The organism is Streptococcus sp. SR1 (genome assembly GCF_000526075.1).
In the GTDB taxonomy this organism is placed as follows: domain Bacteria; phylum Bacillota; class Bacilli; order Lactobacillales; family Streptococcaceae; genus Streptococcus; species Streptococcus halitosis.
This window is the reverse complement of record NZ_JATR01000015.1, coordinates 135486-160016: the sequence shown is the minus strand read 5'-3', so window position 1 is coordinate 160016 and position 24531 is coordinate 135486. Positions and strand designations below refer to the sequence as shown.

Here is a 24531-nt window from a genome sequence, read left to right as displayed (position 1 = left end):
CATCCCATCTATCAAGACAAGGTGGATTTTCTGTATATCTAGAGGAATAATTGACTTTAGGCATTTAAACCAAAGTAGAAAACAAGCCAGACAACATAGGTGACCAGGAGGAGAAAAATTGAATAGAGCGTCACAAAAGCAAGCTTCCAAAGGAACTTTGTTTTGCGGTGTTCCAGATGCACAAACAGGGCATTCCCCCCATAGACACAAGCTACAAAGACTACAAACATCAAGAGGCGAACCCCTACTGCAAATTCAAACAAACTAAACATTCTTAATCCTCCTTTTGGTATTCCTATTTTTATATAAACTGTTGACAATGTTGGTCTATCAATGTTAAAATGTAATTCAACACTGGTAGGAAAATCAGGTTGAGTCGTTGACTCTTCGGGTTGCAGTGCTATCCCTGAAACTTTGGTTTCTAAAGAACTGAAATTGCGATTGAACAATTCGCCCCCAGTGTTTGACGGCTCTTGACTTCGGTCAGGAGCTTTTTGATGCTTTTAAAGTTGATTCCCTCAGTGAGTTATAGTAAAGTATAAATATCGAGAGGATAACGTAATGTACGCATCTTCAGGGTATTTGTAGCCACCACGCAACCGATAACTTGACTTTACTGACTTGTCAATGTTAAAATATAATTGAACATTGGTAGGAAAATCAGGTTGAGCCTTTGGCTCTTCAGGCTGTGGTGCTGCCCCTTGAGCTTGCTCAGAAAAATCCCTTAATTTTGTCTCAGCCTTTTTGGTTGCTCTTGAGATTTCTCAAGAGCTTTTTCTTTTTTCAAAGATATCATTCTGTCCCAACCATCTACTCCAACGATTGATTAATGAAACTAGAACTATGTTTTTCCTTAAATCTACTATCTCTTTAGATTTCCCCTTTAATTATAACACCTAAGCGCTCTCCGACCAAATCCTACCTGTCTTTTTGCTCCTTCTTCCCCTCCCGACTTTCTCGTTTCCGTCTTTTACTAATTTTTCATTTTGTGGTATAATTGAAATAATTGTAACGAATCAAGGTCAATCTAGACACAAAATGGAATGAAATCAAGCAAATCTCTGCTAAAAGTTTGGAATAAGTTGACCTATAAATAGAAAGGAACTATATGATTTACAAAGTTTTTTATCAAGAAACAAAAGAACGTAGCCCACGTCGTGAAACAACACGCGCACTTTACCTAGATATCGATGCCAGCTCAGAACTTGAGGGCCGTATCGCTGCTCGCCAACTTGTCGAAGAAAATCGCCCAGAGTACAACATCGAGTATATCGAACTCTTGTCTGACAAATTGCTAGATTACGAAAAAGAAACTGGCGTCTTCGAAATCACGGAGTTCTAATATGGCCTATACTCTTAAACCTGAAGAAGTCGGCGTTTTTGCCATCGGTGGTCTGGGAGAAATCGGGAAAAACACATACGGAATTGAATACCAAGACGAGATTATCATCGTCGATGCTGGGATTAAATTCCCAGAAGATGACTTGCTGGGTATCGACTACGTTATCCCTGACTACTCTTACATCGTGGACAATATCGACCGCGTCAAGGCTGTTTTGATTACACACGGACACGAGGACCACATCGGTGGGATTCCATTCCTGCTCAAGCAAGCAAATGTCCCTATCTATGCTGGACCACTTGCCTTGGCTTTGATCCGTGGAAAACTCGAAGAACACGGCCTCTTGCGCAACGCTAAACTTTACGAAATCAATCACAACACTGAGTTGACCTTTAAAAATCTCAAGGCAACTTTCTTTAGAACGACTCACTCTATTCCAGAGCCTTTGGGAATTGTCATTCATACTCCTCAAGGAAAAATCGTCTGTACGGGTGACTTTAAGTTTGACTTTACTCCAGTTGGGGAACCTGCGGACTTGCACCGCATGGCTGCCCTTGGTGAAGAAGGCGTACTCTGTCTCCTATCTGACTCGACAAATGCAGAAGTGCCAACCTTTACCAACTCTGAAAAAGTCGTTGGTCAGTCCATCATGAAGATTATCCAAAGCATTGAAGGACGCATCATCTTCGCATCCTTTGCCTCAAATATCTTCCGTCTCCAGCAAGCAACGGATGCTGCTGTTAAAACTGGACGCAAGATTGCGGTCTTTGGTCGTTCTATGGAAAAGGCCATTGTCAATGGTATCGAACTTGGTTACATCAAAGCTCCTAAGGGAACCTTTATCGAGCCAAATGAAATCAAAGACTATCCTGCAGGCGAGGTTCTTATCCTCTGTACAGGTAGTCAGGGCGAGCCAATGGCAGCCCTCTCTCGTATCGCTAACGGAACCCACCGTCAAGTGCAACTCCAACCCGGCGATACCGTTATCTTCTCTTCTAGCCCAATCCCTGGAAATACCACTAGCGTCAACAAATTGATTAACACTATTTCTGAAGCTGGTGTCGAAGTTATCCACGGTAAAGTGAACAATATCCATACATCTGGACACGGTGGTCAGCAAGAGCAAAAACTCATGCTCCGCTTGATTAAGCCGAAATACTTCATGCCTGTCCACGGTGAATATCGTATGCAGAAAGTCCACGCTGGACTAGCGGTGGATACGGGTGTCGAGAAGGACAATATCTTTATCATGAGCAATGGTGATGTGCTTGCCCTTACTGCTAACTCAGCTCGTATCGCTGGGCATTTCAATGCCCAAGACATCTATGTCGATGGAAATCGTATCGGTGAAATCGGCGCTGCTGTCCTCAAAGATCGTCGTGATTTATCTGAGGACGGTGTCGTTCTAGCAGTCGCAACTGTTGACTTCAAGTCTAAAATGATCTTGTCTGGTCCAGATATCCTCAGCCGAGGCTTTGTCTACATGAGAGAGTCTGGCGACTTGATTCGCCAAAGCCAGCGCATCCTCTTCAATGCTATTCGTATCGCGCTGAAGAACAAAGATGCTAGCGTGCAATCTGTCAATGGTGCCATTGTCAACGCTATTCGTCCTTTCCTCTATGAAAATACAGAACGTGAACCGATTATCATCCCGATGATCCTCACACCAGATGAAGAAGAATAAATCAACAAAACAGCCCCGTCTTCGGAGCTGTTTTTTCTATGCTTTTTTGAGATTGAAACTCAATAAAAATCGAAATCAGACTAGAAGGCTAGGCGAAAGCATAACTTAAGCTAGCTCCCATAGTTCGGGGAACTATGGGAGGCTGTAGATGAATCAAAGCCAAGCTTTGAACTCATTCGTAAGAAGCCAACGATGTATCATTTTGATTTTTGAAGAGTTTTAGAAATACTACGATTTTTACCTTCCAGATACACCATCAAAATAGAAATATCTGCTGGGTTTACACCAGAGATACGGCTGGCTTGGCCGATAGTTTCTGGATTGATAAGTTTGAACTTCTGACGAGCTTCTGTCGCGATAGAATCAATATCATCCCAATCAATATTGGCTGGAATGCGTTTTTCTTCCATGCGTTTCATCTTGGCAACCTGATCCATGGCTTTAGAAATATAGCCTTCGTACTTGATTTCTGTTTCAATCAATTCGATAATCTTGTCATCCAAGTCCTCGGCAGCTGGCCCTATGAAAGCTACCACATCTTTGTAAGAAACTTCTGGACGGCGAAGGAATTCTTTGGCTGTCACCGCATCTGTCAACGGCTTGAAGCCCATCTCCTCAACCTTAGCATTGGTTTCCTTGACTGGCTTGAGTTTGATACTGTCTAGGCGCTTCATCTCATTTTCAAATTGATTTTTCTTGATTTCAAAGCGAGCCCAACGTTCATCGTCAACAAGTCCAATCTCGCGTCCCATCTCTGTCAAGCGCATATCGGCATTGTCATGACGGAGGATGAGACGGTATTCAGCACGACTGGTCAAGAGACGATAGGGTTCAATGGTTCCCTTGGTCACCAAGTCGTCAATCATCACCCCGATATAACCGTCACTGCGCTTCAAAATCAACTCAGGCTTGCCTTGGATTTTCAGAGCCGCATTAATACCAGCGATAATCCCTTGGCCAGCAGCTTCTTCGTATCCTGATGTACCATTAGTCTGACCAGCAGTGAAGAGCCCCGAGATTTTCTTGGTTTCCAGAGTCGCACGCAACTGGTGAGGTAAGACCATGTCGTACTCAATGGCATAACCTGTTCGCATCATCTCTGCATTTTCCAACCCTTTGATAGAATGAACCAACTCACGCTGGACATCCTCAGGCAGACTGGTTGAAAGACCTTGCACATAGACCTCCTCTGTGTTGCGTCCTTCTGGTTCAAGGAAGAGCTGATGGCGTTCCTTATCCGCAAAGCGCACAATCTTATCCTCAATCGACGGACAGTAACGAGGCCCCACTCCCTTGACCACACCTGTAAACATAGGCGCACGGTGGAGGTTACTTTGGATAATTTCATGACTGGTACCGTTGGTATAGGTCAACCAGCATGGCACCTGATCCTTGACATAGTCTTCATCACGTGACGTGTATGAGAAGTGATTAGGCGCTTCATCTCCTGGCTGAATCTCTGTCACGTCGTAGTTGATAGAAGAGGCCTTGACACGTGGAGGGGTTCCTGTCTTGAAACGACCGATTTCGAGGCCCAGTTCCTTGAGATTGTCAGCAAGGTTAATAGAAGCTAGGCTGTGGTTAGGACCTGATGAGTACTTGAGATCTCCGATGATGATTTCCCCACGGAGAGCAGTTCCTGTGGTCACGATAACAGCCTTGGCAGCATACTCTTGATGGGTCGCCGTACGCACACCGACAACCTTGCCATCTGCCACCAAAATCTCATCAATCATAGTTTGACGAAGGGTCAGATTTTCTTGATTTTCAACTGTCTTGCGCATTTCCTTAGAGTAAAGCTCCTTGTCAGCCTGCGCACGAAGGGCGCGAACAGCAGGTCCTTTCCCTGTGTTGAGCATCTTCATCTGGATGTAAGTCTTGTCAATATTCTTGGCCATTTCACCACCGAGGGCATCGACTTCACGCACAACAATCCCTTTGGCAGAACCACCGATAGAAGGGTTACAAGGCATAAAAGCCAGCATTTCAATGTTGATGGTCGCGAGCAAGACCTTGCAGCCCATACGGCTGGCAGCCAAGGAAGCCTCGACCCCAGCGTGTCCCGCACCGATTACAATAATATCGTATTCTTCCATAAAATTATAAGTCATTTTCTCTCCTATTCCTCAAGATGAATGTGTCTTAGTTGGCCGTCCCATTCTGGTAGGGCTGTTTTTAAAAAGGCTGGAACTAGTTGAATATTCTGGAGCTGATCCAAATCAATCCACTCACAGGGCTGCGTTTTTTCATCTTCCTGCATGGTCAATGGGGCATCCTCAAGCAAGTTCACCAGATAATGAAACTCAATGTTGTGATAGGAAACACCGTCCTGTTCAAAACGATTTTCGACCACAAAAGCTAGCTGCCCAGCTTGAGCTTTGACACCCAGCTCTTCCCTCACTTCACGAACTACCGCTTCTTCCGTGCTTTCATTGACTTGAATCGCACCGCCAATAGTGTAATACTTGCCCTTGTCTTTGGTAACTAGGAGCTTGCGATTTTGAAGAATCAAGGCTGTCGCCCGAACACCAAAAACAGTATTTCCCACTTTTGTCCGAAAGTCTTGTTGAGTCATTTTTATCCTTTCCCTTAAACGACACAAAAACAGTCAAAACTCGTAAGAAGTGCAGGACAAAAAAGCCTGCAACATCCATGAGCTTTGACCATCATTTCTATTGCTTTTATTATTGTAGCAAATTGAGAAAATTTGTCAATCTAAATGTACTGACAAACTTGTCCATTGCGGTAGGCATTGTCAATCAAGCCACCACCGAGACACTCTTCGCCATCGTAAAAGACAACTGCCTGTCCTGGTGTGATGGCGCGTTGCGGTTCCGCAAAGATAACTTCTGCCTTGTCTCCTTTGACATGTACTGTCACCTTTGAATCAGGCTGACGGTAGCGGAATTTAGCTGTACATTCTAGCGTAAACTCCTCTGGCATCTCACGAGTAAAGTGAACTTGACTGGCCTCTAGGCTGGTTGACATAAGCGAATCATGATAGAAACCTTGGCCGACATAGAGGATATTTTGGCTCAAATCTTTTCCGACAACGAACCAAGGAGCATTGTCTCCTCCGTGTTGCCCACCGATACCGAGTCCGCCACGCTGACCAATCGTATAATACATCAGACCAGCATGCTCGCCCATATCGCGACCATCCACAGTCATCATGCGACCAGGCTGAGCTGGCAGATAGTTGCTGAGAAAGTTTTTAAAGTTCTTTTCTCCGATAAAGCAAATTCCTGTCGAGTCTTTCTTCTTAGCAGTCGCAAGTCCTGCTTCTTCTGCGAGTCTGCGAACTTCAGGCTTTTCCAAATGTCCCAATGGGAACATGGTTTTTTGGAGTTGTTCTTGCGAAAGTTGACTGAGGAAATAGGTCTGGTCCTTGCCATTGTCCACGCCACGAAGCATGTGAACGATGCCATCCTCATCACGCGCCACTCGAGCATAATGCCCAGTCGCTACATAGTCTGCACCCAAGGTCATAGCATAATCCAAAAAGGCCTTGAACTTGATTTCCTTGTTACACATAACATCTGGATTTGGCGTGCGCCCTGCACGGTATTCCGCTAGGAAATACTCAAAGACGCGGTCCCAGTACTCTTTTTCAAAATTGACAGAGTAGTAAGGAATGCCGATCTGGTCTGCTACCGCAGCCACATCCTTGTAATCTTCGGTCGCCGTACAGACGCCGTTTTCATCTGTGTCGTCCCAGTTCTTCATGAAGATACCGATCACATCGTAGCCCTGCTCCTTGAGCAAGAGAGCCGTCACCGACGAATCAACACCACCACTCATCCCAACGACAACACGTGTTTTAGAGTTATCACTCATGGTAAGTCTCCCATCTATTCGTTTGTTCATACCCTTCAAAATTCTATTCATTATGACTTTCAAAAGAATTTCTTTGAGTATCGTCTTTTCGTTTGCTTTTAGGAGTAAAATGGTCTGGGAGACCATTTTAGCCTATCATCTTAAAATGAAAATATGATAGGCAACAAGTCGCGGACATAACTTGAGTTCGCTCAATCAGTCTGGGAGACTGATTGAGGTTATAAATCAGACAAGCTCAGCTTGCATCTCATTGCGAGTTAACGACGTAATAAAAGATAAACGAAATGACTAGTTCACGATTGAAGGTCGTGTGTGCTTCACGATTGAAGGTCGCTTGAGCAGTATTCATTATAACACGCTTGGTTGGAGAAGACAAGAAAGAGGCTGATAAATCATCTCAACCTCTCTTCCTTACTTTGCAAACGAATCAATTTTCCCCTTTAAGTTCTTTCTTCGCTTGTTCTATCTGGTATTTCACTTGCTCAAAGCCGGTTCCTCCTAAGGAATTCCGTCTCTGAACAGCAGTTTCTGGGCGCAAGTAGATATAAATATCCTCTTCAATCAAGGGATGGTAGACTTGCAACTCCTCCAAATCCCAATCTTGGATGTTTTTACCATGCTTGATAGAGTCTAGAACCAATTTCCCTACTATTTCATGCGCTTCTCTAAAAGGGAGGCCTTTTTCTGCCAAATAATCTGCCAGTTCGGTCGCATTCGAAAAATCATTCTCTGTGGATTGCTGCATTTTGGCCTTATTAACCTGCATGCTCGATAGCATACCTGCCAACACATCCAGAGAATTCAAAATCGTTTCTACTGTATCAAACATGCCTTCCTTGTCCTCTTGCAAATCCTTATTGTAAGCCAAAGGCAAAGACTTCATGACGGTCAATAGTCCAAGCAAGTTCCCGTAAACCCTTCCTGTCTTCCCTCGAATCAATTCGGCCATATCAGGATTTTTCTTCTGGGGCATGATAGATGAACCCGTTGAGAAGCTATCAGACAAGCTAATGTACTGATACTCAAAACTGCACCAATTGATGATTTCTTCACAAAAACGGCTCATATGCATCATCAAAATGCTGGCATTTGATAGAAATTCTAAGATGAAATCACGGTCACTCACTGCGTCCAAGGAATTGGTATAGGGTTGTTGGAAACCCAATAAATCACTCGATAATTGACGATCGATTGGAAAAGTTGTCCCCGCCAATGCAGCCGCACCCAGGGGAGATAGGTCCGTATGTTTCAAGTTAAATGCAAAGCGCTCGCTATCCCTTTGAAACATATTGTAATAAGCCATGAGATGGTGGGCAAAACTAATCGGTTGGGCGTGCTGCAAATGAGTATAGCCTGGCATGATGGTTTCCACATGTTTTTCAGCCAAATTCAGCAAAACACTGTTCAGATTCGCCAACTTATCCAAGACATGGCCAAGCTGCTCCTTTAGATATAAGTGCATATCTGTTGCGACTTGGTCATTCCGAGAACGAGCCGTGTGCAGTTTCCCAGCCAGAGGACCGATTTTCTCTGTCAGCAACACTTCCATATTCATATGAATATCTTCATTTGCAATATCAAAATGAAGCTCCCCTGCCTCTAAATCTCGCAACAAAGCTTTCAGACCATCTTGGATCTGCTCTCCCTCTTCCAAGCTTAAAATGCCAGTCTGTCCTAGCATTTGAACATGAGCTAGGGAACCCATCAAATCAAATTTTGCCAGCTGGTGGTCAAAGGAAATACTCGCACCGAACTGTTCTACCCAATCTTCCACAGTACCTTCAAATCGACCACCCCATAATTTTGTATTTTTCGACATATCCTGTCGTCCCTTTCTATCGCGTCACTACTCAACATTTTTCTGAACTTCTGAATAAACCTTAGTCGGAAGCCCCCAAAGCTTGATAAATCCCACAGCAGCATCTTGGTCAAAGGTATCCGCACTAGTATAAGTCGCCAAATTTTCATCGTAAAGAGAATTTGGAGATTTCCGAGCCACTACCTGGGCGTTCCCCTTATAGAGTTTAACTTTTGCAGTTCCATTGACAACTTTCTGTGTCTCCTTGATATAGGCAATCAAAGCCTGAGTTGCTGGGCTAAACCACAAGGCATTATAGATGAGATTGGACAACTCATTTTCGATAATGGGTTTGAAATGCGCTACCTCTCTCACAAGAGTCAAGTCTTCAATTTCCTTATGAGCTGCCAATAAAGTCATAGCACCTGGGCACTCATAAATCTCTCTTGACTTAATACCGACTAGGCGATTTTCCACATGGTCAATACGACCGACACCGTGTTTACCAGCTATTTCATTGAGCTTTTGAATCAAATCCGCCACTTTCATCTTCTCACCATTGAGAGAGATGGGCACCCCGCAGCTAAACTCAATGTCAATAAATTCTGGACTGTCTGGCGCCTCTTCTGGTGAAGATGTGATTCCAAATGCTTCTTCTGGTGCTTGGTTCCAAGGATTTTCCAAAACACCACATTCATTTGCACGTCCCCAAAGATTTTGGTCGACAGAGTAAGGATTGTCAAGGTCAGCTGGAACTGGAACGCCGTTTTCTTTGGCATATTGGATTTCTTCTTCACGAGACCATTTCCACTCACGAACAGGCGCAACTACTTTTAAATTGGGGTCCAAAGCCGCAATAGAGACTTCAAACCGAACTTGGTCGTTTCCCTTACCTGTACAACCATGGACAATTGTGGTTGCCCCCGTCTGATGAGCTATTTCAACGAGTTTTTTTGAAATAAGAGGGCGACTCAGAGCAGATATCAAGGGGTACTTTTGTTCGTAGTAGGCATGAGCCTGAAGGGCCACTAAAACATAGTCATTAGCAAATTCTTCCTTAACATCAATGACATAAGACTCTACAGCCCCAACCTTGAGAGCTTTATCATGGATGAACTCCAAATCTTTTCCTTCACCCACATCCATACAAACAGCGATCACATCATAGTCTTTTTTTAACCATGTAATAGCAACTGATGTATCCAATCCACCTGAATAGGCTAAAATGACTTTTTCCTTACTCATTTCTCTTCCTTCTTTCTATTTTTCGATAGAGGCTTTAAAAGCATCGTCAATCAATTTGTCCAACTCCCCAGAATCCTTCAACTTCTGGATGGTTTTGTCAACCGCTTCTTTCAATTCCTTACTATCTTTTTTCATCGCAACAGCGTAGGAATCTTCTTTGTCATTGTCAAAATCAAACTCAGCGATGGCTAGGTCTGGATTATTCTCTACAAATCCTTTTGCCACTGGTTCCTCAAAGATAACCGCATCCAGTTGTCCTGATTTCAAATCTGTTATCAAATTTCCATTTTTAGGAAGTGAAACGAGAGAAGAATCCTGCAAGGTTTCTTTAGCCAGAGTTTCCTGGATAGAACCTTTCTGCGCTCCAACCTTTTTCTGAGCCAAATCCTTGACTGATTGGTAATTCGTTAATTCAGTTTTTCTTACGATAACCTTATTTTTCGAAGTGTAGTAGGGAATTGAAAAATCGTAAACTTGACTTCTCTCTTCCGTTTTAGAAACACCTGATATGGCAAGATCGGCCTTGCCTGAATCAAGACTAGCTAGTACATTGTCAAAACTCATTGGAGAGAACTCCACTTCTACACCTAGTTCTTTTGCGATGGCTTTGGCTAGCTCAACATCTGAACCTACAATCTGATTTTTCCCATCGACCAATTTCTGGTATTCAAACGGAGCAAACTCTGGATTTAGGGCCACCACCAATTTTCCTTTAGCCTTAATGGCTTCAACACCTTGGGATTGAGTGTTACTACAAGCAAATAATAAGGGAAACATAAGCAAACCAAACATCGTCATCAACACCTTCTTCACTTTATTCATAGAAGAGCCTCCTTTCATTTTTATACTTTATTATTGTATAAATAATACTCTTATCGTTCTCGTTTGTCAAGGGGAAACTGCATTTTATTTCATTTTTATTAAGAAAAAGCTTATTATATGATATATTTTTACATATAATAAGCTTATTTATACTATTTGATTTTTAAAACAATTTGAAGAATTTAGTCGAAATTATACAAATAGAGCATTGCTGAGAAGATCGTTACGCTTTTTGTTATAGAGAAACAAAAAAGAGCCCTAAAGGACTCTTGTATTCTTAATACCAACCGTTGTTAAGCCAGAAGTTCTTGGCAGCTGTCCATGAACCGTAACGTCCTGCAACGTAGGCATCTGCTACACGTTCTTGGTTTTCAGCTGAGTAGTCACCGTTCAAGTATGAATCTGTCAATTGGTAACGTCCGATGTATTGGCCGTTTGTAGCTGTGTAGCTACCACCTGATTCTTTTTGAGCGATCCATTCTTTGGCTTCTGCTTCAGAACCACTTACAGTAGATGTTGCTACAGTGTTGCTTTCTGCTGCTGGTGCTTCATAAGTTGTAGTTGCAGCTGGAGCTTCTTCAACTGTTTCTGTAGCTACTGGAGCTGTTTCTTCCGTTGTTGCTGCTGGAGCTGCAGTAGAAGCTGTCCCTTCGATGACCAAAACTTGGTCAACATAGATAAGGTGGATATCTTTGATATTGTTTTTTGCTGCTAATTTTTCAGCAGTCGTGTTGTACTTCTCAGCGATTTCTGAAAGAGTATCACCTGATTTAACAGTGTAAGTTACAGTTTCTTGTGCAGATGCAAGAGCTGGGGCAAAGAAAGCAAGTAAAGCTGCTACTCCTGCGATAGTTGTTTTGATTTTTTTAGTTGTTAATGACATATCTAAAAATTCTCCTTCCATTGGATATATCTATGATACCTTTTAAATGTTACCGTTGTTTAACGGTTATATGTAGAAATATTACAAAAATGTTTTATATTTACCGTTTTAAGGAGGTTTTTGTCACAAAAGACCTTATTTTATACCATCTTTAATCATTTTGAGCTTTTGATAAGGGAAACAAGCGCAGAGGTCCATTCTTTGATATAATAGTTATAAGAATCTTTATAAGGGGAAACAGATGCAATCACTTCGTTTTCAATCTGTCTTTGATATTATCGGACCAGTCATGATTGGCCCATCAAGTAGCCACACAGCTGGAGCTGTTCGTATCGGAAAAATTGTCTCTTCCATCTTTGACGATACGCCAACAGAAGTTGAATTCCAATTATTTAATTCATTTGCCAAGACCTACCGTGGTCATGGAACTGACCTTGCTCTCGTCGCTGGTATTTTAGGTATGGATACGGACAATCCCGATATTCCAAATAGCCTTGAGATTGCCCATAAACGCGGTATCAAGATTGTCTGGACCATTCAGAAAGACAGCAATGCCCCTCATCCTAATACCACTAAAATTACTGTGAAGAATGAACACAAATCCATCAGTGTGACAGGAATTTCCATTGGTGGGGGAAATATCCAAGTTACGGAGCTTAACGGCTTTGCTGTCTCTCTCAACATGAACACACCAACCATTATCATCGTGCATCAGGATGTCCCAGGTATGATTGCCCATGTTACTGAAGCCCTCTCTCGTTTCGATATCAACATCGCTCAGATGAATGTGACTCGAGAAAAAGCTGGAGAAAAAGCCATCATGATTATCGAAGTCGATAGTCGAAGTTGCGAAGAGGCGATTGAAGAAATCCGAAAAATCCCTCATCTCCACAATGTCAATTTCTTTAAGTAGGAGGAAACATGTTTTATTCTATCAAAGAATTGGTCGAGCAGGCGGATCTAGACTTCCAAGGAAATGTCGCAGAACTCATGATTGCGACAGAATATCAATTAACCGGTCGAGAACGTGCAGAAGTTCTCCTCCTCATGGAACGCAATCTAGAAGTCATGAAAGCCTCTGTCGAGCTCGGTCTCAGTGAAAACAAATCCCGTAGTGGCCTAACGGGTGGAGATGCGGCCAAACTAGACCGCCATCTCAAAAGTGGCAAGGCCTTGTCGGACTTTACCATCCTATCAGCCGCCCGAAATGCCATCGCGGTCAATGAACACAATGCAAAAATGGGCTTGGTCTGCGCCACTCCAACCGCAGGAAGTGCTGGCTGTCTGCCAGCCGTTCTCACTGCTGCTATCCAAAAATTAGACCTTAGCCATGAAGAACAGCTGGATTTCCTCTTTGCTGCGGGTGCCTTTGGACTAGTCATCGCAAACAATGCCTCTATCTCAGGTGCTGAAGGTGGCTGCCAGGCCGAAGTTGGCTCTGCCTCTGCCATGAGTGCCGCAGCCTTAACCTTGGCTGCAGGTGGGACCCCCTATCAGGCTAGCCAAGCCATCGCCTTTGTCATTAAAAATATGCTGGGCCTCATCTGCGATCCCGTCGCTGGTTTAGTCGAAGTTCCCTGTGTTAAGCGCAATGCCATGGGAGCAAGCTTTGCCTTTATAGCAGCAGACATGGCCTTGGCAGGTATTGAGTCTAAAATCCCTGTTGACGAAGTCATCGATGCCATGTACCAAGTCGGATCTAGTCTTCCAACTGCCTTTCGTGAAACGGCCGAGGGTGGACTCGCCGCCACACCTACTGGTCGCCGCCTACAAAAAGAAATCTTCGGAGAATAAGCTTATCTATATCTATTAGGAGAAACTATGCCCTCTATCTCAGCAATCTTTTTTGATCTGGACGGAACCCTGGTTGACAGTTCCATCGGGATCCACAATGCCTTTACCCATACCTTTGAACAACTAGGAGTTCCGAGTCCTGATGCCAAAACCATTCGTAGTTTTATGGGACCGCCACTTGAAAGTAGTTTTACAACATGTCTTCCCAAGGAACAAATCTCAGAGGCTGTGCAGATATACCGTTCTTACTACAAGAAAAAAGGGATCCACGAAGCCCAACTCTTCCCCCGAATAACGGAATTACTTCAAGAACTTTCACAAAACTACCCTCTCTACATCACTACAACAAAGAATACTCCTACCGCTCATGATATGACTAAAAATCTGGGAATCCATCATTTCTTTGATGGCATTTATGGTTCCAGTCCTGAAACACCTCACAAGGCGGATGTCATCCGTTATGCCTTGCAAACGCATCGACTCCCTGCAGACCAAGTCCTCATCATCGGGGACACCAAGTTTGATATGATTGGAGCCCAAGAAACTAGCATCAAAAAGTTCGCTGTTACTTGGGGATTTGGAGAAGAGGCTGATTTACTAAGCTATCAACCTGACTGGATTGCCCGTACCATTGATGATATCATTAAGCAACTATAAATAATACAACGATTTGAAATTACAGAGTAAAAAGGCCAAGGTCCTGTACAAACAGAACCTTGGCCTTTTATTTATAATTAGTTGGGCGATCTTACTCAACGTGGGTTGTCTCATTTGCAAAGGAAATAATCGCTTCTTTGAGCTCGTCTCCACTGAGTGAACGGAATTCTTCGATCTTTTGATCGATGGCTTCTAGAGGCATGACGTTAACCTTACCAACGAAAATCTTATCCATGACTTGGTTATCAACCAATTCGGTCGAAACCAAGAGTTCTTCATAGAGTTTTTCACCTGGTCGGATACCGACCTCAACGATTGGAATTTCACTTTCCGTGTGCCCGCTTAGAAGGACCATTTTCTTAGCCAAGTCGTAAATCTTAACGGGTTTGCCCATATCAAGGATAAAGACTTCTCCGTCCTTAGCATAAGCACCAGCATGGATGACCAGACGGCTAGCCTCTGGAATGGTCATGAAGTAACGTGTCATACGGAAGTCTGTCACCGTTACAGGACCACCTTCAGCAATCTGACGTTCAAAGACAGGAATCACACTACCACGGCTACCAAGAACATTCCCAAAACGAACTGCACAGTAGGTTGATTTACTACGTTGGTTAAAGCCGGTAACAATCAACTCTGCCACGCGCTTAGTCGCCCCCATAACATTCGGTGGATTGACCGCCTTGTCAGTCGAAATCATGACCATCTTAGGTACTTTGGCCTCATCAACAGCCTTGGCAACATTATAGGTCCCGAGGATATTGTTCTTGAAAGCTTCTTTTGGATTGCGTTCCATCATTGGAACATGTTTGTGGGCTGCAGCATGGTAGATGATAGCTGGTTTGTACTGTTCAAACACTTGTAAAAGACGATCATAATCCTGAATATCTGCAATGACAGGAACATAATCAATCCCTTGGAATTTACGAATCAACTCATGATAAATAAGGTAGATTGAATTTTCACCATGTCCAAGCAAGACGATACGCTCTGGGTTGAAGCGGCTAATCTGGCGACAAATTTCAGAACCAATCGAACCGCCGGCTCCTGTCACCAAGATGGTCTTACCTGTAATTTCTGCACCCAGACGTGATTCGTCAAGGCGAATTTCCTGACGGCCCAAAAGGTCTGTGATATCAATTTTTTGGAAACCACTACCCGATTGATGTAAGCCTTGAACAACTGTCTCAACTTTAGGCATCTTGTAACATTTGACACCTAGTTTATTACACATCTGCAAGATACGTTCATACTCTGATGGATCAAGCGAAGGGATTGCTACAATGACACGCTCGATTTGGTGACGTTTGGCCAATTCAGGTAGATTGTCATAAGAGCCTAGGACTGGGATTCCACCTAGTTTTTGCCCTTTTTTCTTTTCATCATTGTCCAAAATCCCTACTATCTCAAGCTCACTGGTTGGATGTTGGTAGCTATTCATAAAGAGGGCACCACCATCTCCCGCACCAATCAAGAAGGTACGGCGATGCTCTCCATCTCCACTACCCTTTTTACGTTTGGAATAAATCAACTGCCAGGTGATGCGAGGAAGCAAGATGAGGAAGGTACTCAACAAAATGAAGAGCACGATGAAACGGATAGAAAATAATGGAAGAAAGGCATAGCAGATTCCATAAGAAAGAACACTACTGAGTGTCACTCCAAAAAAGATTTTCATAAAATCCGTAATCTTACTGTAGCGACTAATACTAGCATTCAGCCCCCAAAATGCAATTATGATTTGATAGAGAAGGAAGGCTAAAAGAGTGTAGATCACATAGTCCACAGGCGCAGGATTTATAAGGCCATAAAACAAGATATAAGATACGATGATGGAAACTACCATACTCAGAATATCAAATATCCCCCAAAATACTTGTTTTTGCTGTTTATTTAAAATTTCAACCAGATCAATCACGTAATCTGTTAGTTTTTTATTCATAGGAATTTACTCCCCCTTAAAAGAGTCAGATGATACTATTGTTATGATAACCCGAATCGTTCAATCTATCAGGTCTTACTTGCTCTTTCTTAAAAGTTTGACAAAGATAAACTGACGAACAAAACCTGGACAAAGTGCAACAATTGCCTGAATGAACATACTTTTAGCATATTCCCTGTAAGAAATTTGCCCTCGCTCCAGCATCCGTTGGCGAGCTTGACGATAGAATTTAAGGTAACGCAAGCCACCTCGACGCTCAAACATCCCTGCACCTACACGAACCTTACACAAGATTTGATCTAGGTTGCCAGTCTTGGCACCTGCCGTAATCATATTGAGCCAAAGGAGATCATCCTCCATGTAAAGCCCGTCTTCGTAGTTGCCCGCCTTGAGGACCATGTCCTTTTTGAACATGACTGTCATATGGTTAAAGGCGCTTCTCATTCTCTGATAAGCCACAATGTCTGCGTGCTGAGTTGGAACACGACGATAAGACACGATCTCATCTGGATTATCAATAAACTCTGCAATCTGCCCGCCTAAGAGATCGAGATTTTCTTTCTCCATTAGTTGAAGCTGTTTCTCAAAACGATCCGGAACGGCTAAATCATCCGTATCCATGCGAGCAATAATGTCATGCTGGCACTGCAAAACACCGTAACGAAGAGCCAAGCCTAAACCTTGATTTTGCTCTAAGGGGCACCGTTTCACTGGAATGTCTGACTGAGCTTCCACTTCATCTAGCACCTGATAGAGCTCAGGCGTGAGGGGCCCATCCTCAACAAGAACAAGTTCACTCGGTTTCAAGGTTTGATTTTGAACACTTTTGATAGCATCTCTCAAAAACGTCGGGTTTTCCTTTACATAGACCGACATCAAGACGCTGATTTTTTGCTTTTCAGGCACCGTTTTTCTCCAATATATAGATTTCCTTCCACTATTTTATCACAAATTTTCTCACTTTCCTATTTTTATATCAAATCAAGGAAAATTCTAGTAAAGAAATGTATCTCCTTTCACTCTATTCTCGCTTAAATTAATCGAACTTTCTTAGCTGTCATTACTTGACATTATATAGAAAAAAACTTAAAATAAGCTGTTATTAAAATCATCCTATCGAGGTTTTTATGAAAAAACAATCACTCTTTTTTATCCTAGGAATTGTCTTAATCGGGACTGTTTTACGCTCTCCTTTCACTGCTCTTCCAACTATTTTAGGAGATATCGCTCAGGGACTAGGAGTTGAGGTTAGTTCTCTTGGGATTTTAACCAGTCTCCCTCTCTTGATGTTTGCTCTTTTCTCGGCTTTTGCGAGCCGCTTGGCACAAAAGATCGGGTTAGAACATCTCTTTACTTACTGTCTTCTCCTCTTAACTATTGGCTCTGTCATTCGGATTTTCAATCTTCCCCTTCTCTATCTAGGAACTCTAATCATCGGAGCAAGTATCGCCATCTTCAATGTACTCCTCCCAAGTATGATCCAGGCAAATCAGCCTCAAAAGATTAGTTTCCTAACAACTCTCTATGTCACTGCCATGGGAATTTCGACAGCCATCGCTTCATATCTTTCGGTCCCTATCACCCAAGCTAGTTCTTGGAAGGGCCTCATCCTCGTTCTCAGCTTTCTCTGTCTGGTCACTCTGCTAGTCTGGTTGCCAAATCATCGCCACAACCACTATCTAGAAGGCCAAAAAGAAAAGCAAGTCAAAGAAAATATTCTAAAAAGTAAAGATGTCTGGGCCATCATTATCTTTGGTGGTCTTCAGTCCTTGCTCTTTTATACGAGCATGACCTGGCTTCCAACGATTGCTATTAGTGCTGGTCTTTCTAATAGTGATGCGGCTCTTCTAGCTTCTATCTTCTCGCTGATCAGCATTCCTTTTTCAATGACTGTTCCAAGTCTGACAACTCATCTGTCAGACGGCCACCGTCGAATCATGCTAACAATTATCTCTATCGCTGGTATGACAGGAATTGCCATGCTCTTGTATCCAAGTAGCAGTTTCCTCTACTGGTTAGTCGTCCATCTCTTGATTGGAACGGCCTGCAGCGCCCTCTTCCCCTACCTCATGGTTTGCTTCTCGCTTAAAACCAGTTCGCCTGAAAAGACAGCCCAGCTGTCAGGACTAGCGCAAACAGGGGGCTACATCTTAGCAGCTTTTGGTCCTACCTTGTTTGGTTACAGTTTTGAACTTTTCCAATCTTGGATTCCAGCTGTCCTTGCCCTACTAGCCATCGATATCATCATGACCGTCTCACTCTTTATGGTGGATCGGGCTGATAAGATCCTCTAAACTTCTAGTTTATACTAGGAGTTTTTTATATGTAAAATTTTTACACATATTTCTTGACAGGGCTTTCAACTTGAGATACAATATATTTGAAAAGAGTATATATAAAATTTTTATATAATATAAAGGAGGTTTCCCATGTACTTCCCAACATCTTCTGCCTTGATTGAGTTTCTCATCTTGGCTGTACTGGAGCAGGGGGATTCTTATGGTTATGAGATTAGTCAAACCATTAAGCTCATCGCCAATATCAAAGAATCTACGCTCTATCCCATTCTCAAAAAATTGGAAGCCAGTGGCTTTCTGACCACCTACTCTAGAGAGTTTCAGGGGCGTATGCGCAAATACTACTCCTTGACCAATCGGGGCGTAGAGCAGCTCGTTACTCTAAAGGAAGAGTGGACGCTCTATACCGACACCGTCAACGGCATCATAGAAGGGAGTATCCGCCATGACAAGAACTGACTATCTGACTCAGTTAGAAACCTATCTCCATAAACTGCCTGAAGCTGACCGCATCGAAGCTATGGACTACTTTAAGGAACTATTTGACGATGCTGGCCCAGAGGGCGAAGAGGAGCTCATTGCCAGTCTGGGCACTCCAAAAGAAGCGGCTCATGATGTCCTCTCTAACCTCCTCAATAAGAAGGTCAATGAAGCCCCTGCTCAAAAGAATGACCGCCAACTGCTGCACATTGCACTCTTGGCCTTACTAGCAGCCCCTATCGGAATCCCTGTTGGAATTGCAATTATCTTAACCATTATCGGGCTTTTTATCGCGGCTGTCTCTGTCATTCTAGCCTTTTTCACCGTCTCTGTGACGGGTATCCTGCTGGGCGGAGTCTTTATCGTAGAGAGCTTTAGTGTTCTGGTCGAAGCCAAATCTGCCTTTATCTTAATTTTTGGGGCTGGTTTGCTTGCTATCGGTGCTTCTTCTCTTGTTCTACTGGGCATCTCCTATGTAGCTCGTTTCTTTGGCCTCCTGGTCGTCCGCTTGGTGCAATGGATTCTTAAAAAAGGAAAGAGAGGTGACAGACATGCGTAAATTGACAAAAGGATTTCTCATCTTTGGTGTGGTTTCCACGATCCTTGGTTTTATCATGATTATTGTAGGTGCCCAGTCCAATGGTATTCAAAGTTTACTTGCCATGTCAAAAGACCCCGTCTATGACAATCGTATCGAAGAAGTAACCTTTGGAAATGAAGTGGAAAAACTTGATTTAGCCCTTGAGGAACATAGCCTAACCATCACAGAGTCTGTAGATGACAAGATCCACATCACCTATCATCCTTCTGTGTCTGGTCGTCACGATCTGACTACTGGCATGAGTGACAAAACACTGAGCGTCACTGACAAACAAGCCTCCCAACATCGCTTTCTCGGTTCAGGAATCGAAGGCCTACTTCGTATTGCCAGCAGTTATTCTCACCGTTTTGACGAAGTCATTCTCTCTCTCCCTAAAGGAAGAAGGCTGCAAGCTATCACCGTCACAGCCAATCGTGGACAGACCACTATCCGGCAAGCCAACCTTGAAAATGCGACAATTAAAACAAAAGGCTATCTCTTAAGAATAACAGAAAGCTCTATCAAAAACAGTACACTAATGACACCTCGTATTATCAATATCTTTGATACCGAATTGACAGATAGTCAGGTCAAGACCGAAGAGGAACACATCTATGCTGAAAATATCAAGGTCCGTGGTAAGGTTGAGATAGACTCTCATAACGACTTAAGACTCTTTCTTTCTAAGGCAGAATTCGATCGTATCAATCTAGATATTTCTTCTCAGCATGGCGGTATTTATCGTAAAGCTCAAAGAGAACACCCTAGACAAAAAGAGAATGAATTTGCCAACCCCTACAAGACAGACAAAGCAGATGTTAAGGATATGCTCATTATAAAAGCCAATCAGGATATCTACCTACCTAAGGAAGAAGAGTACTCTGCTCCACCTAGAAATCATTGACAAAAACGCTTTCATCTGCTAGTCTAAAGATAGAAAACGACCATAAAAAAGGAGGTTCCACCATGACACAAGAATGGTTTGAAAGTGCCGATCTTGAGAAGAAATCACCTCAGACGAAATCGGAAATCCAGCCCAACGAGCTAGAAACTTCGGAAACTGTGGAGACCGAACCACAAGCAAGCGAAGAAACACCTGTCTCACCTAAAGAGTTGGAAACGCATGAGGAGGAAGCTCCCGAAATGATTGAGGAAACCCAAACCGAGGAAGAGGGAGAAGGGGAAGCTGAAGGGGAAGCTGAAGAGGAAGCTGAAGAGGAACACAAGCAAGAAAACCCTGCAAAAGAGAAAAGTATCCTCAGCAAGGCTTTAGAAAGCCCCTATATCCCAGATATTGACCCTCGTAAAACAGCCAGATTAAAAGCAGAAATCGCACTATTTTGGACTTGGCTACTGGATGCTATCCAAGAACCAACTGCCAGCAAGACTACGGACCAAAAGCATCGTTACAGTGTCTTTGGCCTGCTCACTTTGCTATCCATGATTAACCTTTTCTTTAGTATCTATCATATCAAGCACCTCTACTACGGCTATATGGCCTCTATTGCCAATAGTTTACCTAACCAGCTCCCACCTTTAGATCTCTTTGCTGGACTTTCTATCTTAGTCGCTAGCGCTCTATTTTACTTTTCTATCATTTTGGGAGGCTTTACTGTTCGACGTGTGCTGGACCAGGAGAACGACTTCACATTCCAAGAAGCTTGCAATCGTTACCGCCGACTCTTTGCTATCCCGCTTGTCCTAACAGCTCTAGCAAGTTTCTTTGCACTCTTTGGTGGCTTACGATTTACTGGTATCCTCACTCTTCTAAGCCTGGCCATCATTGCCCTTGGAAATCTCTTTGTGATTAGCAAGCCAAGTAAGACTAGTAGCCTTGACCCATTTTATCGATTCTTGCTAGCTGTCTTACTTGATGGCGCTATTCTATTCCCCTTCTTCATTGCAGAGCTCGCGCTGACAGTAGACTACCTTCGCATCCTGACCTTCTTTTAACCAAAATCCCTGCCATTTGTTAATGACAGGGATTTTTATGCTTACTCTTTTTTAAACAAGGCTTACTCGATGCTTGCCAATCCTTCAAAATCTTGTCCTAGGATGGCTTGTACTTCTAATTGATTGGCATCTAGTTGGTGGTAAAATGCTGTTGGTAGTAACTCTAGGAATCTTGCATAGTCCAAGCGAGCGATGGATTCGTAGTCTTCTGCTTTGGACCCATCACCAGAAATCTTCACTAGGTCAATCTCCCAAACAAGTTCCTTACCTGCCAGCTGCTCGGTATAAGGAGCTGGTACAAAGGGTTCCTTTGGCAAAATTGTCTTGACTCCCTGGGCTAGGTGGTAGATACCGTGTACCTTGCCTTGGGCGTCTGGGTAAAATTTCACACTGGCAAGGTAGGCATCAGATCCTTGAACCTTCTTGACCAGCTCTTCAAAACGTGCCAATCCATCTTCAGCCAAAAAGCTCTCGAGGTATTCCTTGTTGAGATAGATAGGGGACAAGATTCCTTGGCAATATACTAAACGAACCGCCTTATCCGCTAGATAATTCTGAACTGTTTGTCGGAAATAAGCTTCAAAATCAAATCCTTCTAGTCCTTCTACCGCTTGCCCCAACTTGTTCGATAGGGCCTGGAGGAGAGTCTCTACAATCTCCCAGTCCGCTCTGGTAAGGAAGTCTGGAATCACCACTTGGTAGCCTTTTCGACTATCCGCATAGTTCACTTTGAAGAGAAATTGAGACTGACCTACAATCCCACACTCCATATATTCGAGACGATTGAGAGGTTGACGGAGATAGACTGCATCATAACTATGCGACTCCAAGCCCTCCACCAAGGCCAAGATGGACTTGGCAGTCAAGACCTCCTGTTGTCCTAGAATGCTTTCTTTATTTGGGATAAAAAATGTTTTCGCCATAACTGGCCTCCTTTGAAATCGTTTACACATAGTATACCCTATTCCCCTGAAAGATACAGAAACAAATTTTAGATTTTTAGATAAAAAGCATAGAAAAACAGCCCCTGAAGGCTGTTTACTTTATACTGTAGCGACTTGATCCAAGTTTTCACCGATAGCTGCTAGGCGCTCGATCACTTCTGCTTGTGTCAATTCATTTTCTGAAACATAGCGGTTTCGTGGGTGAACACGGCACTCGTGTGAGCATCCACGAAGGTACTTGTCTTCATTTTCTTCTGATGTTAGGATACGACGGTTACAGAAGGGATTTCCACAGTTGACATAGCGTTCACATGGTGTTCCATCAAACCAGTCTTTCCCTACGATGGTTGGGTTAACATGGTTAACATCAACGGCGATACGCTCGTCAAAGACGTACATTTTCCCATCCCAAAGCTCGCCTTGAACTTCTGGGTCTTTACCGTAAGTTGCGATTCCTCCGTGCAATTGGCCAACATCTTTGTAGCCTTCACGAACCATCCAACCTGAGAATTTCTCACAGCGAACGCCACCTGTACAGTAAACCACAACACGTTTATCCATGAATTTTTCCTTGTTGTCACGGACCCATTGTGGCAACTCACGGAAGTTGCGGATGTCTGGGCGGATAGCCCCACGGAAATGCCCGAGGTCGTACTCATAATCGTTACGTGTGTCAAGGACAACGGTATCTTCGTCAAGAAGGGCTTCTTTGAACTCTTTTGGAGACAAGTAAGCACCTGTTGTTTCAAGTGGGTTGATGTCGTTGTCAAAGTCGTTGTCTTCCAAACCAAGGTGGACAATTTCTTTCTTGTAGCGAACAAACATCTTCTTGAAGGCTTGTTCATTTTCTTCGTCAATCTTGAACCAGAGGTCTTCCATGCCTGGGAGGCTGTGAACGTAGTCCATGTATTTTTGAGTTGTTTCGTAGTCACCTGAAACAGTCCCGTTAATCCCCTCGTCAGCGACGAGGATACGGCCTTTGAGACCGATTGATTTACAGAAAGCCAAGTGATCTGCCGCAAATTGCTCTGCGTTTTCAATTGGAGTATAAAGGTAGTAAAGTAAGACACGAATATCTTTTGCCATAAGATTTGTTCTCTTTTCTATTCTTAAATTTTCAGAATTTTTCATTCAACTATACTAGTATACCCACTTGGGAAAACGAATGCAATTTATTTGACCGGAAATTGTTGAAAGAGTCCTACCCCTGCACTTCATCAGTAACCATAGCGAATCGCAGATAATTCTCTCAATTTTTTGATTTGCTTAGCTTGACTTCCTGACAAACTTAGCTTGTTTTCAATCAATACACGCGAAAGGTCAACATTCATTTGGCTCAATATAAATGGAACAGAGGTCCCATCATCCTCTAATCGTTTTTTATAAATCACTAACTGATTTTTCAGGGGAGCAAGTTGAGGCGCAGCCTTTATATCTTCCAATAGATGATCAATGATGGTCATCGCTTCACAACGTCTTTCACTTCCTCCAGCAAACCATTTTAATGGTGTCATACTCATTTTCCTCCTGAAATTCGCTTATAAATTGAAAAACTATAATTCCTAACTCTCCAGCCAGTATTTTACCCAAACACCCTATGTAAAAAAGTCAGCAAAAATGGCAAGGTCGCTACAATATTATTGATCACATGCACCGCATAGGAAGGATAAATGCTCTTGGTATAACGGGTCAAACCAGCAAAAATGATTCCAGATGTTGCAAAGACGAAGATATCTAACAGACTAGGCAGACTTGAAAAATGAGGAAGAGCAAACAAAATGGAAGGAAGAAGCAAATCAAGGCCAAATCGCGAATGTTTAAAGAAAGCATGTTGCAACAAACCTCTATAGATCAATTCTTCCATCAGCGGAACCAGAAAGAACAGGGCTATATAGATACCTAGCTCTGCAAAGTTAGTCCCACTATAACCAATCAATACAGCCCAACCTTCAGCAGTTGACTGGACATGTTTAGCTGTCTGAACGTTAAAAGAGATCTGGAGCACTACCACTAATACTGTCAAAATCGAATACCAGAGCCATTTTTTTCTTGGAATGCGAAAGAGATAGCCATGGCCTGTCTTAGCCAAAATCCAAATCATGACTCCGATAAATAGCAAACTCAAGATATTTTGAATCCAGACGAAATTGCCAATCTGGGAAGAAAATTGCCAATAATTTTGGACAATAAGCGTCAGCTGAGAAAGACCAAATACGAAAAACAGGTAAGAGAAGACTGCACTTATTTTGAGTAGAAGCTGATATTTTTTCATA

At 43.1% G+C, this 24531-nt stretch carries 24 protein-coding genes; 10 read left to right on the top strand and 14 right to left on the bottom strand.

Annotated features, from left to right (window positions below):
- Positions 1–56: 56 nt before the first annotated feature.
- Positions 57–272, bottom strand: coding sequence for a hypothetical protein (locus tag HMPREF1518_RS05735; RefSeq protein ID WP_000492029.1), 216 nt, complete (start codon positions 270–272; stop codon positions 57–59).
- Positions 273–1108: 836 nt separating this feature from the next.
- On the opposite strand from HMPREF1518_RS05735, the gene HMPREF1518_RS05730 reads away from it, so the two are divergent.
- Positions 1109–1342 carry a DNA-dependent RNA polymerase subunit epsilon gene (locus HMPREF1518_RS05730; RefSeq protein ID WP_033584763.1) on the top strand — a complete coding sequence of 78 codons (234 nt, stop codon included), beginning with the start codon at positions 1109–1111 and terminating at the stop codon, positions 1340–1342.
- 1 nt (position 1343) lies between these two features.
- The gene (gene rnjA / locus HMPREF1518_RS05725) at positions 1344–3026 is read left to right on the top strand and encodes a ribonuclease J1 (protein WP_033584761.1); all 1683 of its coding nucleotides are present in this window, start codon (positions 1344–1346) and stop codon (positions 3024–3026) included.
- A 197-nt stretch (positions 3027–3223) separates the two neighbouring features.
- Here rnjA and mnmG read toward each other — a convergent pair whose 3' ends face one another.
- From mnmG to HMPREF1518_RS05690, 7 genes are all read right to left on the bottom strand, one after another.
- Entirely contained in the window at positions 3224–5137 is a 1914-nt protein-coding gene (mnmG, locus tag HMPREF1518_RS05720) for a tRNA uridine-5-carboxymethylaminomethyl(34) synthesis enzyme MnmG (protein ID WP_033584760.1), read from the bottom strand.
- Between the two features lie 8 nt (positions 5138–5145).
- On the bottom strand, positions 5146–5601 hold the full coding sequence (locus HMPREF1518_RS05715) for an NUDIX hydrolase (protein WP_033584759.1): 456 nt from the start codon (positions 5599–5601) through the stop codon (positions 5146–5148).
- Between the two features lie 140 nt (positions 5602–5741).
- Positions 5742–6863, bottom strand: coding sequence for a tRNA 2-thiouridine(34) synthase MnmA (mnmA, locus tag HMPREF1518_RS05710; protein WP_033584758.1), 1122 nt, complete (start codon positions 6861–6863; stop codon positions 5742–5744).
- Between the two features lie 427 nt (positions 6864–7290).
- Positions 7291–8682, bottom strand: a complete 1392-nt coding sequence (gene argH / locus HMPREF1518_RS05705) for an argininosuccinate lyase (protein WP_033584757.1) — start codon at positions 8680–8682, stop codon at positions 7291–7293.
- Positions 8683–8709: 27 nt separating this feature from the next.
- Positions 8710–9906, bottom strand: coding sequence for an argininosuccinate synthase (locus HMPREF1518_RS05700; RefSeq protein ID WP_033584756.1), 1197 nt, complete (start codon positions 9904–9906; stop codon positions 8710–8712).
- Positions 9907–9921: 15 nt separating this feature from the next.
- Positions 9922–10728, bottom strand: coding sequence for an ABC transporter substrate-binding protein (locus tag HMPREF1518_RS05695; RefSeq protein WP_033584755.1), 807 nt, complete (start codon positions 10726–10728; stop codon positions 9922–9924).
- 277 nt (positions 10729–11005) lie between these two features.
- A complete protein-coding gene (locus HMPREF1518_RS05690) occupies positions 11006–11611 on the bottom strand; it encodes a LysM peptidoglycan-binding domain-containing protein (protein ID WP_000060311.1) in 606 nt (201 codons plus the stop codon).
- Between the two features lie 241 nt (positions 11612–11852).
- Between HMPREF1518_RS05690 and sdaAB the strand changes: the two genes are divergently transcribed.
- From sdaAB to HMPREF1518_RS05675, 3 genes are read left to right on the top strand one after another with little or no spacing between them, the layout of a single operon-like run.
- Positions 11853–12524: an L-serine ammonia-lyase, iron-sulfur-dependent subunit beta gene (gene sdaAB, locus HMPREF1518_RS05685; protein ID WP_033584754.1), complete on the top strand. Its 672-nt coding sequence runs from the start codon at positions 11853–11855 to the stop codon at positions 12522–12524.
- A gap of 8 nt (positions 12525–12532) precedes the next feature.
- Positions 12533–13405, top strand: coding sequence for an L-serine ammonia-lyase, iron-sulfur-dependent, subunit alpha (gene sdaAA / locus HMPREF1518_RS05680; RefSeq protein ID WP_033584753.1), 873 nt, complete (start codon positions 12533–12535; stop codon positions 13403–13405).
- 27 nt (positions 13406–13432) lie between these two features.
- Complete coding sequence (locus HMPREF1518_RS05675; protein ID WP_033584752.1) at positions 13433–14062, top strand: HAD hydrolase-like protein; 630 nt, start codon at positions 13433–13435, stop codon at positions 14060–14062.
- A gap of 91 nt (positions 14063–14153) precedes the next feature.
- Here HMPREF1518_RS05675 and HMPREF1518_RS05670 read toward each other — a convergent pair whose 3' ends face one another.
- Positions 14154–16004, bottom strand: a complete 1851-nt coding sequence (locus tag HMPREF1518_RS05670; protein ID WP_001035719.1) for a polysaccharide biosynthesis protein — start codon at positions 16002–16004, stop codon at positions 14154–14156.
- Between the two features lie 75 nt (positions 16005–16079).
- Positions 16080–16910: a glycosyltransferase gene (locus HMPREF1518_RS05665; protein WP_033584751.1), complete on the bottom strand. Its 831-nt coding sequence runs from the start codon at positions 16908–16910 to the stop codon at positions 16080–16082.
- Between the two features lie 221 nt (positions 16911–17131).
- On the opposite strand from HMPREF1518_RS05665, the gene HMPREF1518_RS05660 reads away from it, so the two are divergent.
- From HMPREF1518_RS05660 to HMPREF1518_RS05640, 5 genes are all read left to right on the top strand, one after another.
- Positions 17132–18298 carry a CynX/NimT family MFS transporter gene (locus HMPREF1518_RS05660; RefSeq protein WP_033584750.1) on the top strand — a complete coding sequence of 389 codons (1167 nt, stop codon included), beginning with the start codon at positions 17132–17134 and terminating at the stop codon, positions 18296–18298.
- Positions 18299–18433: 135 nt separating this feature from the next.
- A complete protein-coding gene (locus tag HMPREF1518_RS05655; protein WP_000273860.1) occupies positions 18434–18760 on the top strand; it encodes a PadR family transcriptional regulator in 327 nt (108 codons plus the stop codon).
- Positions 18747–19340, top strand: a complete 594-nt coding sequence (locus HMPREF1518_RS05650; protein ID WP_033584749.1) for a DUF1700 domain-containing protein — start codon at positions 18747–18749, stop codon at positions 19338–19340. The genes HMPREF1518_RS05655 and HMPREF1518_RS05650 overlap by 14 nt, the downstream gene beginning before the upstream one ends.
- On the top strand, positions 19333–20265 hold the full coding sequence (locus HMPREF1518_RS05645) for a DUF4097 family beta strand repeat-containing protein (RefSeq protein ID WP_033584748.1): 933 nt from the start codon (positions 19333–19335) through the stop codon (positions 20263–20265). Before HMPREF1518_RS05650 ends, HMPREF1518_RS05645 begins: the two co-directional genes overlap by 8 nt.
- 62 nt (positions 20266–20327) lie before the next feature.
- On the top strand, positions 20328–21314 hold the full coding sequence (locus HMPREF1518_RS05640; RefSeq protein ID WP_033584747.1) for a DUF6574 domain-containing protein: 987 nt from the start codon (positions 20328–20330) through the stop codon (positions 21312–21314).
- 62 nt (positions 21315–21376) lie between these two features.
- Here the strand turns inward: HMPREF1518_RS05640 and HMPREF1518_RS05635 are convergent, their stop codons facing one another.
- From HMPREF1518_RS05635 to HMPREF1518_RS05620, 4 genes are all read right to left on the bottom strand, one after another.
- Positions 21377–22237 (bottom strand): DUF4299 family protein, encoded by an 861-nt coding sequence (locus HMPREF1518_RS05635; protein WP_033584746.1) that lies wholly within the window; start codon positions 22235–22237, stop codon positions 21377–21379.
- 120 nt (positions 22238–22357) lie between these two features.
- Entirely contained in the window at positions 22358–23344 is a 987-nt protein-coding gene (gene trhO / locus HMPREF1518_RS05630) for an oxygen-dependent tRNA uridine(34) hydroxylase TrhO (RefSeq protein ID WP_033584745.1), read from the bottom strand.
- Positions 23345–23475: 131 nt separating this feature from the next.
- The gene (locus HMPREF1518_RS05625) at positions 23476–23772 is read right to left on the bottom strand and encodes a bacteriocin immunity protein (RefSeq protein WP_033584744.1); all 297 of its coding nucleotides are present in this window, start codon (positions 23770–23772) and stop codon (positions 23476–23478) included.
- Between the two features lie 68 nt (positions 23773–23840).
- The gene (locus HMPREF1518_RS05620; RefSeq protein ID WP_009729617.1) at positions 23841–24530 is read right to left on the bottom strand and encodes a CPBP family intramembrane glutamic endopeptidase; all 690 of its coding nucleotides are present in this window, start codon (positions 24528–24530) and stop codon (positions 23841–23843) included.
- Position 24531 lies beyond the last annotated feature (1 nt).

What these genes read in the sequence shown, in the direction of transcription:
- sdaAB (WP_033584754.1), top strand. Translation starts at nt 11,853, where the DNA reads ATGCAATCACTTCGTTTTCAATCTGTCTTTGATATTATCGGACCAGTC.
- mnmG (WP_033584760.1), bottom strand. Translation starts at nt 5,137, where the DNA reads ATGACTTATAATTTTATGGAAGAATACGATATTATTGTAATCGGTGCG.
- HMPREF1518_RS05645 (WP_033584748.1), top strand. Translation starts at nt 19,333, where the DNA reads ATGCGTAAATTGACAAAAGGATTTCTCATCTTTGGTGTGGTTTCCACG.
- HMPREF1518_RS05655 (WP_000273860.1), top strand. Translation starts at nt 18,434, where the DNA reads ATGTACTTCCCAACATCTTCTGCCTTGATTGAGTTTCTCATCTTGGCT.
- HMPREF1518_RS05660 (WP_033584750.1), top strand. Translation starts at nt 17,132, where the DNA reads ATGAAAAAACAATCACTCTTTTTTATCCTAGGAATTGTCTTAATCGGG.
- HMPREF1518_RS05695 (WP_033584755.1), bottom strand. Translation starts at nt 10,728, where the DNA reads ATGAATAAAGTGAAGAAGGTGTTGATGACGATGTTTGGTTTGCTTATG.
- trhO (WP_033584745.1), bottom strand. Translation starts at nt 23,344, where the DNA reads ATGGCAAAAGATATTCGTGTCTTACTTTACTACCTTTATACTCCAATT.
- rnjA (WP_033584761.1), top strand. Translation starts at nt 1,344, where the DNA reads ATGGCCTATACTCTTAAACCTGAAGAAGTCGGCGTTTTTGCCATCGGT.
- HMPREF1518_RS05640 (WP_033584747.1), top strand. Translation starts at nt 20,328, where the DNA reads ATGACACAAGAATGGTTTGAAAGTGCCGATCTTGAGAAGAAATCACCT.
- HMPREF1518_RS05700 (WP_033584756.1), bottom strand. Translation starts at nt 9,906, where the DNA reads ATGAGTAAGGAAAAAGTCATTTTAGCCTATTCAGGTGGATTGGATACA.
- sdaAA (WP_033584753.1), top strand. Translation starts at nt 12,533, where the DNA reads ATGTTTTATTCTATCAAAGAATTGGTCGAGCAGGCGGATCTAGACTTC.
- HMPREF1518_RS05735 (WP_000492029.1), bottom strand. Translation starts at nt 272, where the DNA reads ATGTTTAGTTTGTTTGAATTTGCAGTAGGGGTTCGCCTCTTGATGTTT.
- HMPREF1518_RS05675 (WP_033584752.1), top strand. Translation starts at nt 13,433, where the DNA reads ATGCCCTCTATCTCAGCAATCTTTTTTGATCTGGACGGAACCCTGGTT.
- HMPREF1518_RS05620 (WP_009729617.1), bottom strand. Translation starts at nt 24,530, where the DNA reads ATGAAAAAATATCAGCTTCTACTCAAAATAAGTGCAGTCTTCTCTTAC.
- HMPREF1518_RS05715 (WP_033584759.1), bottom strand. Translation starts at nt 5,601, where the DNA reads ATGACTCAACAAGACTTTCGGACAAAAGTGGGAAATACTGTTTTTGGT.
- HMPREF1518_RS05690 (WP_000060311.1), bottom strand. Translation starts at nt 11,611, where the DNA reads ATGTCATTAACAACTAAAAAAATCAAAACAACTATCGCAGGAGTAGCA.
- HMPREF1518_RS05670 (WP_001035719.1), bottom strand. Translation starts at nt 16,004, where the DNA reads ATGAATAAAAAACTAACAGATTACGTGATTGATCTGGTTGAAATTTTA.
- HMPREF1518_RS05730 (WP_033584763.1), top strand. Translation starts at nt 1,109, where the DNA reads ATGATTTACAAAGTTTTTTATCAAGAAACAAAAGAACGTAGCCCACGT.
- HMPREF1518_RS05625 (WP_033584744.1), bottom strand. Translation starts at nt 23,772, where the DNA reads ATGACACCATTAAAATGGTTTGCTGGAGGAAGTGAAAGACGTTGTGAA.
- mnmA (WP_033584758.1), bottom strand. Translation starts at nt 6,863, where the DNA reads ATGAGTGATAACTCTAAAACACGTGTTGTCGTTGGGATGAGTGGTGGT.
- HMPREF1518_RS05650 (WP_033584749.1), top strand. Translation starts at nt 18,747, where the DNA reads ATGACAAGAACTGACTATCTGACTCAGTTAGAAACCTATCTCCATAAA.
- argH (WP_033584757.1), bottom strand. Translation starts at nt 8,682, where the DNA reads ATGTCGAAAAATACAAAATTATGGGGTGGTCGATTTGAAGGTACTGTG.
- HMPREF1518_RS05635 (WP_033584746.1), bottom strand. Translation starts at nt 22,237, where the DNA reads ATGGCGAAAACATTTTTTATCCCAAATAAAGAAAGCATTCTAGGACAA.